Below are 13,410 nucleotides of genomic sequence, written 5' to 3'. Positions count from 1 at the left end.
CTGGCCTGGCCGTCCTCCCCTGATATATCCGGCTGCGATCCATCACATGAGCATGCCCCGTGAAGTCACCCAGCCTGTCAGGCGTCGTTTCCCCCATGACCCCGGTGCTGGTCTGTGCACTTGCGATCTTCCTTCTGTCCGCCATGGATGCGGCGATGAAAATCCTGGTGATCGCCGTCGGTGTCTACAACACGGTGCTGTGGCGAAGCATGCTTGCGAGCGTGGTCGCGGGCACGGCCTGGGCGGCGGGGCCGCGTTCCCTTCCCACGCCTTCCGTGCTGCGGCTACACGCGCTGCGCGCCGTGATCGTGGGCATCGTTCTGCTGTCGTTCTTCTGGGGCCTTGCCAGATTGCCGCTAGCGGATGGGATCGGGCTTAGTTTCGTCGCGCCGCTGTTCGCTCTCCTGCTGGCGGCGCTGCTTTTGGGCGAACGCATACAGCGCCAGGCGATCTGGGCGTCGCTGGCGGGCATCGCCGGCGTCGTCATCATCATGGCCGGACAGTTCGGGCAAGGGAACTATACCGGGGATGCCCTGCTTGGCACGGTGGCGGTGCTCGCATCGACGGTGTTCTACGCCTACAATCTGATCCTCTCGCGGCGGCAGGCGCTGGTGGCCAAACCAGTCGAGATCATGCTGTTCCAGAACCTTTGCGTTGCCGCCGTCCTTCTCCCCGCCGCTCCATGGCTCGCGGTTGCCCTGCCGGGCAATCTCTGGCTTCCATTGGCCGGGGTGACGGCGCTGTCGCTCTCCGGCCAGTTCCTGATGAGCTGGTCCTACGCGCGGGCCGAAGCGCAATATTTGATCCCGACGGAGTATTCTGCCTTCATCTGGGCGATCGTGTTTGGCTGGCTGTTCTTCGACGAGGCGGCGACCTGGACCACGCTGGCTGGAGCGGCCCTGATCGTGGCCAGTTGCCTGATCGCCTCGCGCTCCAATCCGAAGCTTGCCGAACCGATCGAAGCCGCGGTCTGAGCGCGCTATTCGCTTTGACGGCAGAGCGTCAACGCACCACTTCGCGATGGCCGCTGGGCAGCCGGGTGGCGATCAGCTTGTCGATGCGGCGGCCGTCGAGGTCGACGACCTCGAAACGCCAGCCTTGCGCGTCGACGCATTCGCCGGTCGCCGGCAGATGGTGCATGTGCGACAGCACATAACCGGCGACGGTCTCGTAATCGCGATTTTCCGGCAGGTCGATACCGAGAACGTCAGCCATCTCGTCGGCTTGCATGTATCCCGCGAGCAGCCATGAGCCGTCCTCGCGCTTGACGGCGTTTTCCTCGTCGCCGGCGTCGGTATCGGCCCGGAAGACGCCGGTGATGGCCTCGAGGATGTCGGCAGGTGTGACGATCCCTTCGAAATGGCCGTATTCGTCATGCACCAGCGCCATCGGCACGTCGGATTCCTTCAGCTTCTGCAGCACATCCAGCGCGTCGGCCTGGTCGTAGACGATGGGGGCGGCGCGCACATGCTTGCGCGGATCGAGTGCGCGGCCGGCGAGCAGGGCGGCCAGCACGTCGCGCGTCTGAACAACGCCAACCATGACGTCGACGCCGCCATCGCCGGCCGGGAGGCGCGAATGCTGGGTCTCCATCAAGAGCTTGCGGATGGCGCCCTCATCGGACTGCAAATTGATCCAGTCGACCTCGGTGCGCGGCGTCATCACGGCGCGCACGGCGCGATCGCCGAGCCGCATGACGCCGGCGATCATGCGCCGCTCGTCGGATTCGATGGTGCCGTGGTGCTCGGCCTCGGCGACCAGCATCTTGATCTCTTCGTCGGTGACCTTCTCCTCGCTCTCGCCGCGCTGGCCAAGCAGCCACAATATGGCGCGGCCGGAAATGTCGAGCAGGAACACCAGCGGCGCCGAGACGGTGGCGAGGATGGTCATCGCAGGCGCTGCGCGGGCCGCAACACGCTCGGGATCGCGCAGCGCGATCTGCTTGGGCACCAGCTCGCCCACGATCAGCGAGAAATAGGTGATGATCGCAACGACAATGCCGACGCCGAGCGGATCGGCGATGTTTTCGCGCATGCCGGTCGAGGCCAGGTACACCGACAGCCTGTTGCCCAGCGTGGCGCCGGAGAAGGCGCCCGACAGCACGCCGACCAGAGTGATGCCGATCTGCACTGACGACAGGAATTTGCCGGGATTGGAGCCGAGCGTCAGCGCACGCCCGGCGCCATTGACGCCGCGGTCGATCATCGCCTTGAGCCGCGCCGGGCGCGACGACACGATGGCGAGCTCGGACATCGACAGAAGGCCGTTCACACAGATGAGGACGACCACGGTGGCGATTTCGACGTATAGCATCAGGGCTCAATAGCATTGCGGCGGGCCGCAGGAAAATAGTCCGCGATGATTTTTGGAAAATGACAGTGGTTCAGGGGAATTGCCTGAGCACCCCGACAACAGCCTTGCCGTCGGTGAAATAGGGATCGCCGCCGCCGTTGCGTCCGGTCCTGGTGGCGCCGATGCCCGGGATGTCGCTCACCGAGATCACCATGCCGGCCGCCGACAGGTCGTGGATCACGAGATCGCGCTCGGCGTCGATGTCAGGGGCGATATGGTGGGTGATGGCGCCGGTATCGTGGCTGAGACCAACGCCGCGGTCGAAGCTGGCCGAGCCCATCCAGAGCGTTCGGCCGTCGTCGCCGGTCGCATCGCTGCGCCAGAAGCGGACATGATGGCGCCGGTCGGCGCTCCCGCCGACCGGCTTTTCGAAGGCGAGATCCTGGGCGCGGCCTTCGAACAGCAGCCGGCTGACCGGGGCGTCAGGATAGGGATGGTCGAACAGCACGCTCTCACCGATTTCGATCGCGGTCTTTAGCGTCACGCCATCGGCCGTATCCCATCCGGTCATGGCGAAGGCATGGACCATCTCTTTTTCGGTACCGACAAGGCCGATATTGATCGGGTCGCCGGGAATGCCTTGCGGCGTGTGTGTCACCATCTCGAAAGTCTGCGTGCGAAAGCCGCGGTCGCGAACCGTCCAGAATTCCGGCGCAGCGACATAGGCGAGGGCCAGCCAGACCGCCAGAAGAGCGGCGAGCCAGGTCAATGCGCGTCGTTGCAGGCTTCGTCGGCTCATGAAAGCGGCTCGATCCGTGCGGTATCTGTGCCTGACGGACCCTGGAAATCAATGGCCAGCGGCGAGCAGCCGTTCTATCGTCGGCCATCGTTTTTGCGGGGGGTGAGCAGGAATGGATAAGAAGCCGGTGGGTCGCAGCTCGATGGCATTGACCGCGGACCTTGTCGCAAGGGTCGAGCGTGTCGAACCGGATCCGGGTCCCGAGCCCGGAACAACCGAGCATACAGACGCGGAGTTCGATAGTCTTGTCGAGCAACTTCTGTCGGAGCATCGGCCTGAAGCGCTATGGGTCTTTGCCTACGGGTCGCTGATCTGGAACCCCGAATTTGCCCATGTCGAGCAGCGCCCGGCCACGGCGCCAGGATGGCACCGCTCGTTCTGCCTGACGCTGACCCGTTGGCGCGGAACCCGTGATTTGCCGGCGCTGATGCTGGCGCTCGATCGAGGCGGCAGCTGCAACGGCATCGTCTATCGGCTGCCCGCGGAAGACCATGTCGGGCAACTTGGCCAGTTGATGCGCCGCGAGATCGATGCCAATCCGCCGACTAACGTGCCATGCTGGATCAAGGTCAAGACCAAGGATGGGCCGTTGCGGGCCTTGGCTTTCGTCGCCGCGCCAGGCGGCAGGGCCTATGCCGGCCGGCTGCCATTGGAGCAGGTTGCCGACACGCTGGCGCGGGCTGCCGGGCATTGGGGCTCGTCGGCTCAATACCTGTTCCGAACCGTCAGCAAGTTGGAAGAGAGCGGTATCCGCGACAGGAACCTTTGGCGCATCCAGGATCTGGTGGCCCAGCAAATCATCGCTTCCATAGGGAACGCCAATCCGACTGATTTCTGAACGGTGAAACGCCTTAGCGGCAGGCGCGGTAGCCGCTTTTGCGGTTCTTGATGTCGAAATGGAAATGGTTGCGGTGATCGTAATTGTAGCCGGGACCGAGCACGGTGGTGAAATACTGGCAGCCGTCGGCACGCACATTGTTGAGGAAGCCGCGGGTGCGGAAGGCAAACAGGCCGGGCTTGCGCACGTCGATGTCGTCGCCGTTGTTGAGCTCGATGCTCATGACGTCGAGGGCGTTGCCCTTGCCGTGCTCGGACAGGACACCTTCGCCGGCGATGTTGCGGCAGGAATAGCTTGAGCCCTGGTGGATGGTCTTGACGCCCGAGAAATAGCGCCAGCGGGCGGAGGGAACCAGTTCGTTGCTGGTCCAGGCGGCGAAACTTGCGGCCATGTCGCAGGTCAATGTTGCGGCGGGCTTCATCTGGATGCCGCCGATGGCGGAGACCTTGACCGGCCAGTCTATGCCGCACTGTCCCTCATGGATCGGCTGGACATCGGTGTAGACGACGCGAAGGCGCTTCAGCTCGCCACGGCAATCGGTTTCGCTGGCCGGCATCTGCTGCGGCTCCGACTCCGACATCGGCTCGTCCATGTGCGGATAGGCGGCAGTCATGTAGGGATTGGATGGGACGAGCTTCTGCATGCCTTCATATTGCGGCACGGCCGCGGTCTGCGAGCCAACATCGACGGCCGGCTGCAGCGACAGCACGCTGCCAGTGTTGCAAGCCGAAACGGCGGCCAGCGCAAGACCGGCGGCCAGTATCGCTGCGCTTTTTGCCTTCGCGGCGCGAAATATTGCGGCCATGGGCGGAATCCTGTCCTTGATCGGTGGAATTTTAACGATCAAGGGTAAAGGAAAACTCAGCGTTCCCGTTCATGCCTGCGGCCGAAATGCGGCAGCCAGACCATCACCGGCATGGCGATCACTGGAGGGCCATCACTGGCAGAAAGTGCCACCATTCCGGCGCGGTTCGAGATCGAGATGGAAATGCAGGGAATGGTCCGGGTCCGCGCCCGGTCCAAGCACGGTCTTGAACGGTCCGCAGGCGGCCTTGCGCACCGCATTGAGGAATTTGCCGTCCTTCTCGGGCGGCGTTGGACCGACTTCGACCTTTCTGCCATCCGACAACGTGAAGCTGGCAATATCGAGCGCATTGCCGAAGGCATGTTCCGACAGATGGCGCGTGCCGTTGCGCGGCCGGCAGACAAAGGCCGATGCCTGGTTGATCGATTTCAGGTCGGCTCCGAACTCGGCTTTCGCCGCCGGCTGTATGATTTCGGCGGCAAAGCGGGCTGCCGCCTCGGCCATCGGGCAGTTGAGTTCGGTCGTGGGTCCGATGGCGATGGATTTTCCGAGCGACTTCAGCACCAGGGGATAGGGGATCGAGCAGCCGATGTCGGGATTGCTTTCCGCCTTATGCTCCTCGAATTCGACACCAAGGGCCGTCAGCCGCTCGCGACAGGCGACTTCCGCCGCCGGCATTTTTGCATCGGGCAAATCGGCCGAGCGCGGATCAGGCAGCATCTTCTTGTCGCCGGCATCGGGTTTTTCAGGTGGCTGCGGAGCAACGGCCGGCGGCTGAGCTTCAGGTTCCGGAGTGTCTGGCTTTTGTGTCGGAATCGGCACCGCGGCCGGCGGCTCGGGCTCGCTTTGCCTATCGATCGACGGCTTCGGGGCTGACGGTCCGGGCCGCGCCTGCTTTTTAAAATGGGACTTTTCTTCGTTGAATCGATCGTCATTGGACCGGTTGGGCGCGCCAAGGGGGTTCGGACCTTCGGCCTTTTGCTTTTCGATCGGTGCCGCGCCGGTCTTCGGCGCCTCTGAAGGACGCGCCTCGGGCAGCGGGACAACGCGCGAGGGCTGCACCGGAACATCGGCGGGCGAGGGCTCTTTATCCGGGGTCTTTTGTTCCACCTGCTTTGGCGTGATGTGCCGCTGTGGCCTGGGCTTCTGGCGGTGTTTGCTGCGCGGCTTAGGATGCGAGTCGACCCGCGGTGAAAACAGCTGCTCCAACCGCTGTGACAGCGGCGTGTAATGCTTTTTGCGCTGTTTGGCGTCAGCTTGCGTCAGCAGGGGCGCCAGCAGCAGAGCCGTGACGACCATGACCAGTGCAACCCTGCATGTTCGGGAAAGTACAACAGACCCCATCGTCCTCAACGGCGCGAGCGCCCGGAGGTTGCCTGCGGCCCATCACGAACGGTAACGACGTCGTTACGCGCCAATCGCTTCCAGCCCTTCTTCCAGCCAGTCGGCCAAAAGCGGCATGCCGAGCAGGTATTTCGCCGTGCGCTTGTTGGCGCGGTCGCGCGCGGCGGCAACCGCATCGGACCATTCCGCTGCGTCATAGTCGCCGCGGCCGACCCAGGCCAGCGCGATCAACTCGGCCGCTTCGTCGACGTTGAGGTCGTTGATCAGCTCGCGCAGCTCTTCCTCGGTGAGGTCTTCCGCGCTTTCCTCCGCCAGACCGTCATGGTGGTGATTGGCATGTGATTCACCATCGAGCTCGACCTCATGCTCGGCACCGTCGGCATAGTCTTCGTTGACGGCAGCACTCAGTCCCTTTGCCTTGAGAATGAACAGGCGCACGGTGTCCGGGCCGATCGATAGCTCCCATTCCCGCTCACGGCGCTGTTGCACTCTCGGGCACCCCCGCTGATCATTCCCCGATGATAGCGGATTTGCAGCGCGCGTCACGTCATGTTCTGATCCCTGACTCCCGCCTTTGACCGAATTCAGGTCAGGCACGGCCGCACAAATAGTTTCGGCGGCTGCGGGTTTCCGGGATGAAAAGTCTGCATCCCGGCGTTAGCTTTTCATTATCGTCATTTTCCCTCAAGCTTGTCATTATCCCTCAAGGAGGCTCCGATGCATAAAAGAGTGTTGATCCAGGCGGCTGCGGCGCTTGTCGCGCTGCAGTTCTTTGCGGTTCCGGTGTTTGCGGCCGGCGGCGGTGGCGGTGGTACCGAAACCACCACCCAGTGCAAGAAGGGGCAGGTCTGGGACAAGAAAAAGCAGAAATGCGTCGCGCCGAAGTACGGCATGCTGGACGACGACAACATCTACGATGCTGGTCACGACCTGGCCATGGCCGGGCGTTATGACGAGGCGATCGCCGTGCTCAGCCTTGCCGCCAACAAGCAGGATCCGCGCATCCTCAACTATCTCGGCTATTCGCATCGCCATTCCGGCCGTGTCACCGTCGGCCTCGGCTATTACGAGGAAGCGCTGCGCATCAACCCGGATTACACGCTGGTGCGCGAATATCTCGGCGAGGCCCATCTGCAGATCGGCGACCTGGCCGGCGCCCAGGAGCAGCTGGCCGAGATCGAGAAGCGGACGGGCAAAGGTTCCCGCGAATACGGCATGCTGGCCGAACAGATCTACCATTTCATGAGAAGCTGACCCCACCCCAACGGCTTCTCTGGGCCGGCTGCGAGCAATCGCAGCCGGTTTTTGTTGTCGCAACTGCAACACGCTGCACATGCCGTGACGGCAATTGCGCAAGTCGGCTCATGATTTTTCAAAAAGCCTGCTTTTTCAGCGTGAAAAACGCGCGAGGATCGCTATATTGGGGAAAATTGCGGTGAAACGGTTCCGTTAGCCCGAGGCTGCCGGACCCGTTTTCTTTTTATACCCATCGACAAGGCTTTCCCCGAAATGCGGGGGTGGCGGCAGGAAAGGTCAGGCATCATGAACAAGGTCCCGATGACAGGCGAGGGGTTCGCGTCATTGAAGGAAGAGCTGCGTTGGCGCCAGCAGGAGGAGCGGCCGCGCATCATCGAGGCGATCTCCGAAGCGCGCTCGCATGGCGACCTGTCCGAAAATGCCGAATATCATGCCGCCAAAGAGGCGCAGAGCCTCAATGAGGGCCGTGTCAACGAACTGGAAGACTATATTGCTCGGGCCGAGGTGATCGACGTCACCAAGCTTAGCGGCGACAAGGTCAAGTTCGGCGCCACGGTGGTGCTGGTCGACGAGGACACCGAGGAAAAGAAGACCTACCAGATTGTCGGCGACCAGGAAGCGGATGTGAAATCGGGCCGTATTTCGATCTCCTCGCCGATCGCGCGCGCGCTGATCGGCAAGGAAGTCGGCGACGCCATCGAGGTCAACGCCCCTGGCGGCGCCAGGGGTTACGAGATCGTCCAGGTGCAGTTCATCTAGCACCTCAGATCCTTTTGAAAGGCTCTAGGTTGGTGCTCGTGATTTGAGCGCCAGCTGCTTCTCAGCTTCCGCCACCACCTTCGCCGGCGTTAGGTGCTCCCCCGATGCGGCCAGCAGCGTTGAGGCATATTGCCCGCGCGGGCCGGTCAAACCCGGCTCGGTCGCCAGGAACACCGCGACTGTCGGCAGGCCGAAGGCGCTGGCGAGGTGGGTCAGACCGGTGTCGGCGCCGATAACCAGCGTCGAGCGGCCAAGGATCGCGGCAATGTCTGCCAGCGGCGATCTCGGCACCACGATCGTTGACGGCACGGCTTTCGAGATCGCCTTGGCCACCGCCTTCTCACGCTCGTTCGACCAGGTGGTGACCGGCGTCATTCCGCTACCAACCAGCAGGCGAGCCGTTTCGATCCAGTCTTCGGCGGGCCATTTCTTGTCCTCGCGGCTGGTGCCGTGCAGCAGGAAGGCCGTCTTGCCGTCAATGCCGGCCAGGCCGCCGGGAGGCGGCACAATCCCGGATGCGAGCGCCGAAAGATCGGGCTCGTAGCCGAGCGCCAGCCCGAACAGCCGGCGCGTGCGTTCGATGGCGTGCAGGTTGCGCGGCACGGCGTATTTGCGCTGGTAAAACAACGTTGCCGAGGGCTCCCGCGCGCTTGCGCGGTCGAAACCTGCGATTGGTGCCGCTGCCTGTTTCGCAACCAGGGCCGATTTCAGCAGCCCCTGCGCATCGATGACGAGGTCGTACTCGCCTGCTTGCAGAGCGCGGCGCAAGCTTGTCGCCTCCCGCCATGTGCCGGCGTTGAACAGATGCTTGCGCCAGCGCCGGATGGCGACGGTATGGATCTTTGCTATCGCCGGATGCAGCGCGACGATGCCGGCAAAGGCCTCTTCGACGCACCAGTCGAAGGCGATATCGGGGCGCTTGCGGCGTGCATCTTCGACGGCGGGGAAGGTGTGGATGACGTCGCCCATCGAGGAGGTCTTGACGATCAACACCTTCATGCGGCGGCCGGGAGTTCCAGCAACCTGTCCGCCGCCGCTGCCACTCGGGCAACGTCCAGCGTCTTCAGGCAGTTGAGGTGGCCGAGCGGACAGACCTTCCGGTGGCAGGGCGAACAGGACAGATGCAACCAGATCAGTTCGCGCTGTTCAGCCAACGGCGGCGTGTTTTCCGGCGAGGTCGAACCGTAGACGGCAACGACCGGCGTGCCGACGGCGGCCGCGACATGCATCAGCCCGCTGTCGTTGGACACCGCCAGCCTGGCCGCGGCGATCAGGTCGATGGCGTCCTCCAGCCGTGTCTTTCCTGCCAGATCGACGACACCGGGCGCGAGTGCTGCGATCTCGGCGGTGACGTCGCGATCGTTCTTCGAGCCGAACAACGCGACCTTGAATCCTTTCGCCATCATCTCTCCGGCGAGGCCGGCATAGCTTTCGCTAGGCCAGCGTTTGGCCGGACCGAATTCGGCGCCGGGCATCATGGCGACGAATTTTCCCGGCTGCACTGCGAAGCGAGCGAGCAGATCTTTCTGATTGCCGGCGTCGACGGTGAGCCGCGGCGGCCGGAAATGTCCGCCTTGGGCGAGGCCAAAATAGGCCTGCGCGGTGCGCCGTTTGACGGCATCGGGCAGCGGCACGATGTCGGTCAGCAGGCCGTAGCGCATTTCCCGGAGATTGCCGAAGCGGCGGGGGATGCGGGCAAAGAACGGGATCAGCGCCGATTTCCAGCTGCCCGGCAGGACGTAGGCCATGTCGTAGCGGCCGCGCAGCAGGCGGCCGAAGCGGCGGCGAATGGTGAATTCGAGCGCGCCCGGTTGCAGCGGGAAATCGATCTGCTGGCGAATCTCGGGCATGCGCTTGACCAGCGGGGCCGCCCAGGCCGGGGCCAGCACGTCGATGGCGGCGTTGGGATGGACGTCCTTCAGCGCTGAAAACAGGCACTGCGCCATGACCATATCGCCCACCCAGCGTGGGCCGATCACGAGGATCGTTGGGCTTTCAGCCATTCGACATAGTCTCTGACGCCGGTTTCCACGCTGCGGAATTGCCCATTATAGCCGGCTGCGCGCAAGCGGGACATATCAGCTTGGGTAAAACTCTGGTAGCTGCCCTTGAGGTGATCGGGGAATTCGATGAACTCGATCTCGCCCTGGCCCAGCGTATCGATCACGGTCTCGGCAATGGCGCGGAACGGCTGGGCGCGGCCGGTGCCGCAGTTGAAGATGCCGCTCGAGCCGCGCTTCCACAGCCACAGATTGACGTCGGCGACATCGCCGACGTGAATGAAGTCGCGGCTTTGTTCGCCGGGGCCGAAGCCGTCATGGGCGCCGAACAGCTTTGGGTTTTCGCCGCGCCCGACCTGATTGAACAGATGGAAGGCGACCGAGGCCATGGCGCCCTTGTGCGCCTCGCGCGGGCCATAGACGTTGAAGTAGCGCAGGCCCGCGACCTGCGAATGATCGGTGTCGAACACGGTGCGCCTGACATAGTCGTCGAATAGTTTCTTCGAATAGGCGTAGACGTTGAGCGGCCGCTCAAGTGCGGGATCCTCGCGAAACTCCGAACCGCCGCCGTAGACGGAAGCCGAGGAGGCATAGAGGAACGGTATGCGCAGCGAAAGACAGCCATGCAGCAAGCGCTTTGAGAAGGCGTAGTTCACGTCCATCATGAACTTGCCGTTCCATTCCGTGGTGGTCGAGCAGGCGCCCTGGTGGAAGACGGCCTCGACGCGGCCTAGGTCGCCGGCTTCCAAGGTGGCCAAGAATTCGTCCTTGTCGAGATAGTCGGCTATCTGCAAATCGGCCAGGTTGGCGATCTTGTGGCCGTCGGTGAGGTCGTCGACGACGAGGATGTCATCATGGCCTTCGGCATTGAGTGCGGCGACGATGTTGGAGCCGATCATGCCGGCCCCGCCCGTGACGATGATCATGAAGGCCTCTGGTTGCTTGCGATTCCGGTCCTTATAAGGGAGGCCAAGCGTACTGTCGATGAAGCACCACGACGCCACAGTGAGACCGCGAAGCGGCCCGCTTTATTCGAGGCCCGCAAGCTAGGGGACAAAAAATGCCGTCGACCGAACTGCTCATTGCGTTTTTCGCCACCACGGCGATCTTTGCCTATATTCCAGGACCGGCGATGCTCTATGCCGCCGCGCAGACCATGGCGCGCGGGCGCTGGTCGGGGCTGACGGCGGCACTTGGCATCCATCTTGGCGGTTATTTCCATGTCTTTGCGGCTGCCGCCGGGCTGTCGGTGCTCTTCCATGCGGTGCCGCCGCTCTACATGGCGGTCAAGCTCATCGGCGCGCTCTATCTGATCTGGCTTGGCGTGTCCTTGTTCCGCAAGCGCGGGGACGGTGACACGGCGCTGCCGGCGATCGAGCGCAAATCGGCGCGCCGGGCATTTTTCGAGAGCATCACCGTCGAAGTGCTCAATCCGAAGACGGCGATCTTCTTCATGGCGTTCCTGCCACAGTTCATCGATGCCTCGGCGGGTTTCCCGGTGTGGCTGCAATTCGTCGTGCTGGGCACCATCGTCAATTTAATGTTCTCTTCGGCAGATATTGTCTGCGTGTTGCTGGCAGGCATGGTGATCGCCCGGCTGAAGCGCTCCAGCCGTGCGCAGCGCATCATGCAGAGGGCGGGCGGGGCGGTGCTGGTCGGACTGGGCGTCCACGTCGCGTTGCAGAAGAGCTGACGGCCGCCCTGACGTTGCGCTGCGCGGATTTGCGGTATATCGGCTTCGCCATGAACGATCCGGCCCGTAAATTGACAATTTTCAGCGTGATTGAGGTCGGCCTTTCCCTCGCATTGCCAGTGACATGATCAAGCACAATCCGCCTTCGCCCGAACCTTTGCACCGCGCCATTGCCCGCTTTGGCGACGTTGCCGTGCTGGTGGTCGGCGACTTCATCCTCGACCGTTTCGTCAACGGCGTCATCGAGCGCATCTCGCCGGAAGCGCCGATCCCGGTGCTGCACGGGCGCGGCGAGACCTCGACGATGGGCGGCGCAGGCAACGTTGTCGCCAACATCGTCTCGCTGGGTGCCAGCGCTATTCCCATATCGGTGATCGGCACCGATGTGGCCGGCGACAATCTGGTGCGCATGCTGCGCGAACTCGGCGCCGATACGGCTGATATGGCGCAGGAGCGCGGTCGCATGACGTCGTCGAAGAGCCGCTTCAGCGCGCTCAATCAGCAGGTGCTGCGCTTCGATGAGGAAGAGATCAAGCCGCTCGACGACAAGGAACGGGCGGACCTGGTCCGGCATTTTCGCGCCGCACTCACGCGCGCCGACATCGTCATTCTGTCCGACTATGGCAAGGGCATCTTGCTCGACGGCGTCGCCGCCGACCTGATCGCCATCTGCCGCGAGGCGGGAAAACCGGTGCTGGTCGATCCCAAGGGCCGCGACTATGCGCGCTATGCCGGCGCGACCGCCATCACGCCCAACCGCAAGGAGCTTGGCGAAGCTGTCGGTCGCCCGGTTTTCGCCGACGACGAGATCGTCGCGGCGGCACGCCAGCTGATTTCGGCACATGGCTTCGACTTCGTCGTCGCCACCCGCAGCGAAAAGGGCATGAGCGTCGTCGGCGCGGATGAGGCGCGCCACATCGCCACCCAGGCGCGCGAAGTGTTCGACGTTTCGGGCGCCGGCGATACGGTAATCGCGAGCTTCGCGCTGGCTCTGGCCGCGGGCGCCGATCGCGTCATGGCCGCCTCCATCGCCAATGCCGCCGGCGGTGTGGTGGTGGGCAAACGCGGCACCGCGCGGCTGACCGTGGAGGAACTCACCGGCGCGCTGTTCCGCTCGCACGGCCCCACCGCCCATAAGGACGCCATCCTCGATGCCGCATCGGCCGCGCGCATGGTGGCGGCGTGGAAGGACGAGGGCCTGAGCGTCGGCTTCACCAATGGCTGCTTCGATATATTGCATGCCGGCCATGTCAGTCTTCTCCACGCGGCGCGCAGCCAGTGCGACCGGCTGGTGCTCGGCCTCAACAGCGATGCCTCGGTGCGTCGGCTGAAAGGCGCAGGGCGCCCGGTCAACGATCAGCATGATCGTGCCTGCGTGCTCGCCGCCCTGGCCTCGGTCGATGCGGTCGTGGTGTTCGAAGAGGATACGCCGCTGGCGCTGATCGAGGCGCTTCTGCCCGACATTCTGGTCAAGGGCGCCGACTACACGGTCGAAACCGTTGTCGGCGCCGATGTGGTGCAGAAGGCGGGCGGGCGCGTCGTCCTGGTCGACCTTGTCGCCGGCAAGAGCACCACCGGCACGATCGGCAAATTGCGCGCCGGCGGCGGTACCAACTGAGGGAT

Annotated in this window: 14 protein-coding genes; 6 read left to right on the top strand and 8 right to left on the bottom strand. The window is 63.6% G+C overall.

The annotated features are described in order from the left end of the window. The first annotated feature begins 95 nt into the window (after nucleotides 1-95). Entirely contained in the window at nucleotides 96-974 is an 879-nt protein-coding gene (locus NLY36_RS07985) for a DMT family transporter (protein WP_023701605.1), read from the top strand. A gap of 28 nt (nucleotides 975-1,002) precedes the next feature. On the opposite strand, the gene NLY36_RS07980 is transcribed toward NLY36_RS07985, so the two are convergent. Together NLY36_RS07980 and NLY36_RS07975 are read right to left on the bottom strand one after the other, a co-directional pair. Beyond that, nucleotides 1,003-2,313, bottom strand: a complete 1,311-nt coding sequence (locus NLY36_RS07980; RefSeq protein ID WP_023734967.1) for a hemolysin family protein — start codon at nucleotides 2,311-2,313, stop codon at nucleotides 1,003-1,005. A 70-nt stretch (nucleotides 2,314-2,383) separates the two neighbouring features. Further along, a complete protein-coding gene (locus NLY36_RS07975; protein ID WP_023705876.1) occupies nucleotides 2,384-3,091 on the bottom strand; it encodes an LssY C-terminal domain-containing protein in 708 nt (235 codons plus the stop codon). A gap of 112 nt (nucleotides 3,092-3,203) precedes the next feature. Here NLY36_RS07975 and NLY36_RS07970 point away from each other — a divergent pair, with 112 nt between their 5' ends. Then, a complete protein-coding gene (locus NLY36_RS07970; RefSeq protein ID WP_023695767.1) occupies nucleotides 3,204-3,929 on the top strand; it encodes a gamma-glutamylcyclotransferase in 726 nt (241 codons plus the stop codon). A gap of 13 nt (nucleotides 3,930-3,942) precedes the next feature. On the opposite strand, the gene NLY36_RS07965 is transcribed toward NLY36_RS07970, so the two are convergent. The 3 genes from NLY36_RS07965 to NLY36_RS07955 form a co-directional block, all read right to left on the bottom strand. Beyond that, on the bottom strand, nucleotides 3,943-4,734 hold the full coding sequence (locus tag NLY36_RS07965) for an extensin-like domain-containing protein (protein WP_023695766.1): 792 nt from the start codon (nucleotides 4,732-4,734) through the stop codon (nucleotides 3,943-3,945). A 132-nt stretch (nucleotides 4,735-4,866) separates the two neighbouring features. Then, nucleotides 4,867-5,943, bottom strand: coding sequence for an extensin-like domain-containing protein (locus NLY36_RS07960; RefSeq protein WP_023734965.1), 1,077 nt, complete (start codon nucleotides 5,941-5,943; stop codon nucleotides 4,867-4,869). Between the two features lie 198 nt (nucleotides 5,944-6,141). Beyond that, nucleotides 6,142-6,567, bottom strand: coding sequence for a DUF3775 domain-containing protein (locus NLY36_RS07955; RefSeq protein WP_023683751.1), 426 nt, complete (start codon nucleotides 6,565-6,567; stop codon nucleotides 6,142-6,144). Between the two features lie 228 nt (nucleotides 6,568-6,795). On the opposite strand from NLY36_RS07955, the gene NLY36_RS07950 reads away from it, so the two are divergent. Then, nucleotides 6,796-7,332 (top strand): tetratricopeptide repeat protein, encoded by a 537-nt coding sequence (locus NLY36_RS07950; RefSeq protein WP_023695764.1) that lies wholly within the window; start codon nucleotides 6,796-6,798, stop codon nucleotides 7,330-7,332. A 288-nt stretch (nucleotides 7,333-7,620) separates the two neighbouring features. Beyond that, nucleotides 7,621-8,094 carry a transcription elongation factor GreA gene (gene greA, locus NLY36_RS07945; protein WP_023671981.1) on the top strand — a complete coding sequence of 158 codons (474 nt, stop codon included), beginning with the start codon at nucleotides 7,621-7,623 and terminating at the stop codon, nucleotides 8,092-8,094. A 24-nt stretch (nucleotides 8,095-8,118) separates the two neighbouring features. Here the strand turns inward: greA and waaC are convergent, their stop codons facing one another. Genes waaC through rfaD form a run of 3 tightly spaced genes read right to left on the bottom strand, consistent with a single transcriptional unit; the run spans nucleotide 8,119 to nucleotide 11,020 of the window. Continuing rightward, nucleotides 8,119-9,093, bottom strand: coding sequence for a lipopolysaccharide heptosyltransferase I (waaC, locus tag NLY36_RS07940; RefSeq protein ID WP_023734964.1), 975 nt, complete (start codon nucleotides 9,091-9,093; stop codon nucleotides 8,119-8,121). Continuing rightward, the gene (waaF, locus tag NLY36_RS07935) at nucleotides 9,090-10,097 is read right to left on the bottom strand and encodes a lipopolysaccharide heptosyltransferase II (protein ID WP_023695762.1); all 1,008 of its coding nucleotides are present in this window, start codon (nucleotides 10,095-10,097) and stop codon (nucleotides 9,090-9,092) included. Before waaF ends, waaC begins: the two co-directional genes overlap by 4 nt. Continuing rightward, nucleotides 10,070-11,020 carry an ADP-glyceromanno-heptose 6-epimerase gene (gene rfaD / locus NLY36_RS07930; RefSeq protein WP_023683756.1) on the bottom strand — a complete coding sequence of 317 codons (951 nt, stop codon included), beginning with the start codon at nucleotides 11,018-11,020 and terminating at the stop codon, nucleotides 10,070-10,072. Before rfaD ends, waaF begins: the two co-directional genes overlap by 28 nt. Before the next feature lie 134 nt (nucleotides 11,021-11,154). Here rfaD and NLY36_RS07925 point away from each other — a divergent pair, with 134 nt between their 5' ends. Both NLY36_RS07925 and rfaE1 read left to right on the top strand, forming a co-directional pair. Further along, nucleotides 11,155-11,787: a LysE family translocator gene (locus NLY36_RS07925; RefSeq protein ID WP_023671977.1), complete on the top strand. Its 633-nt coding sequence runs from the start codon at nucleotides 11,155-11,157 to the stop codon at nucleotides 11,785-11,787. Between the two features lie 124 nt (nucleotides 11,788-11,911). Then, nucleotides 11,912-13,405 carry a D-glycero-beta-D-manno-heptose-7-phosphate kinase gene (rfaE1, locus tag NLY36_RS07920; RefSeq protein ID WP_023671976.1) on the top strand — a complete coding sequence of 498 codons (1,494 nt, stop codon included), beginning with the start codon at nucleotides 11,912-11,914 and terminating at the stop codon, nucleotides 13,403-13,405. Nucleotides 13,406-13,410 lie beyond the last annotated feature (5 nt).

Source organism: Mesorhizobium sp. C399B (assembly GCF_030323185.1).
Lineage (GTDB): Bacteria > Pseudomonadota > Alphaproteobacteria > Rhizobiales > Rhizobiaceae > Mesorhizobium.
The sequence above is the reverse complement of the archived record's forward strand: the minus strand, read 5'-3'. Positions and strand labels throughout refer to the sequence as shown.

Bases quoted from the DNA above. Each gene is read 5' to 3' on its own strand.
- waaF (WP_023695762.1), bottom strand. From the start codon at position 10,097: ATGGCTGAAAGCCCAACGATCCTCGTGATCGGCCCACGCTGGGTGGGC.
- NLY36_RS07985 (WP_023701605.1), top strand. From the start codon at position 96: ATGACCCCGGTGCTGGTCTGTGCACTTGCGATCTTCCTTCTGTCCGCC.
- NLY36_RS07965 (WP_023695766.1), bottom strand. From the start codon at position 4,734: ATGGCCGCAATATTTCGCGCCGCGAAGGCAAAAAGCGCAGCGATACTG.
- waaC (WP_023734964.1), bottom strand. From the start codon at position 9,093: ATGAAGGTGTTGATCGTCAAGACCTCCTCGATGGGCGACGTCATCCAC.
- NLY36_RS07950 (WP_023695764.1), top strand. From the start codon at position 6,796: ATGCATAAAAGAGTGTTGATCCAGGCGGCTGCGGCGCTTGTCGCGCTG.
- rfaD (WP_023683756.1), bottom strand. From the start codon at position 11,020: ATGATCATCGTCACGGGCGGGGCCGGCATGATCGGCTCCAACATCGTC.
- NLY36_RS07980 (WP_023734967.1), bottom strand. From the start codon at position 2,313: ATGCTATACGTCGAAATCGCCACCGTGGTCGTCCTCATCTGTGTGAAC.
- NLY36_RS07975 (WP_023705876.1), bottom strand. From the start codon at position 3,091: ATGAGCCGACGAAGCCTGCAACGACGCGCATTGACCTGGCTCGCCGCT.
- greA (WP_023671981.1), top strand. From the start codon at position 7,621: ATGAACAAGGTCCCGATGACAGGCGAGGGGTTCGCGTCATTGAAGGAA.
- rfaE1 (WP_023671976.1), top strand. From the start codon at position 11,912: ATGATCAAGCACAATCCGCCTTCGCCCGAACCTTTGCACCGCGCCATT.
- NLY36_RS07970 (WP_023695767.1), top strand. From the start codon at position 3,204: ATGGATAAGAAGCCGGTGGGTCGCAGCTCGATGGCATTGACCGCGGAC.
- NLY36_RS07925 (WP_023671977.1), top strand. From the start codon at position 11,155: ATGCCGTCGACCGAACTGCTCATTGCGTTTTTCGCCACCACGGCGATC.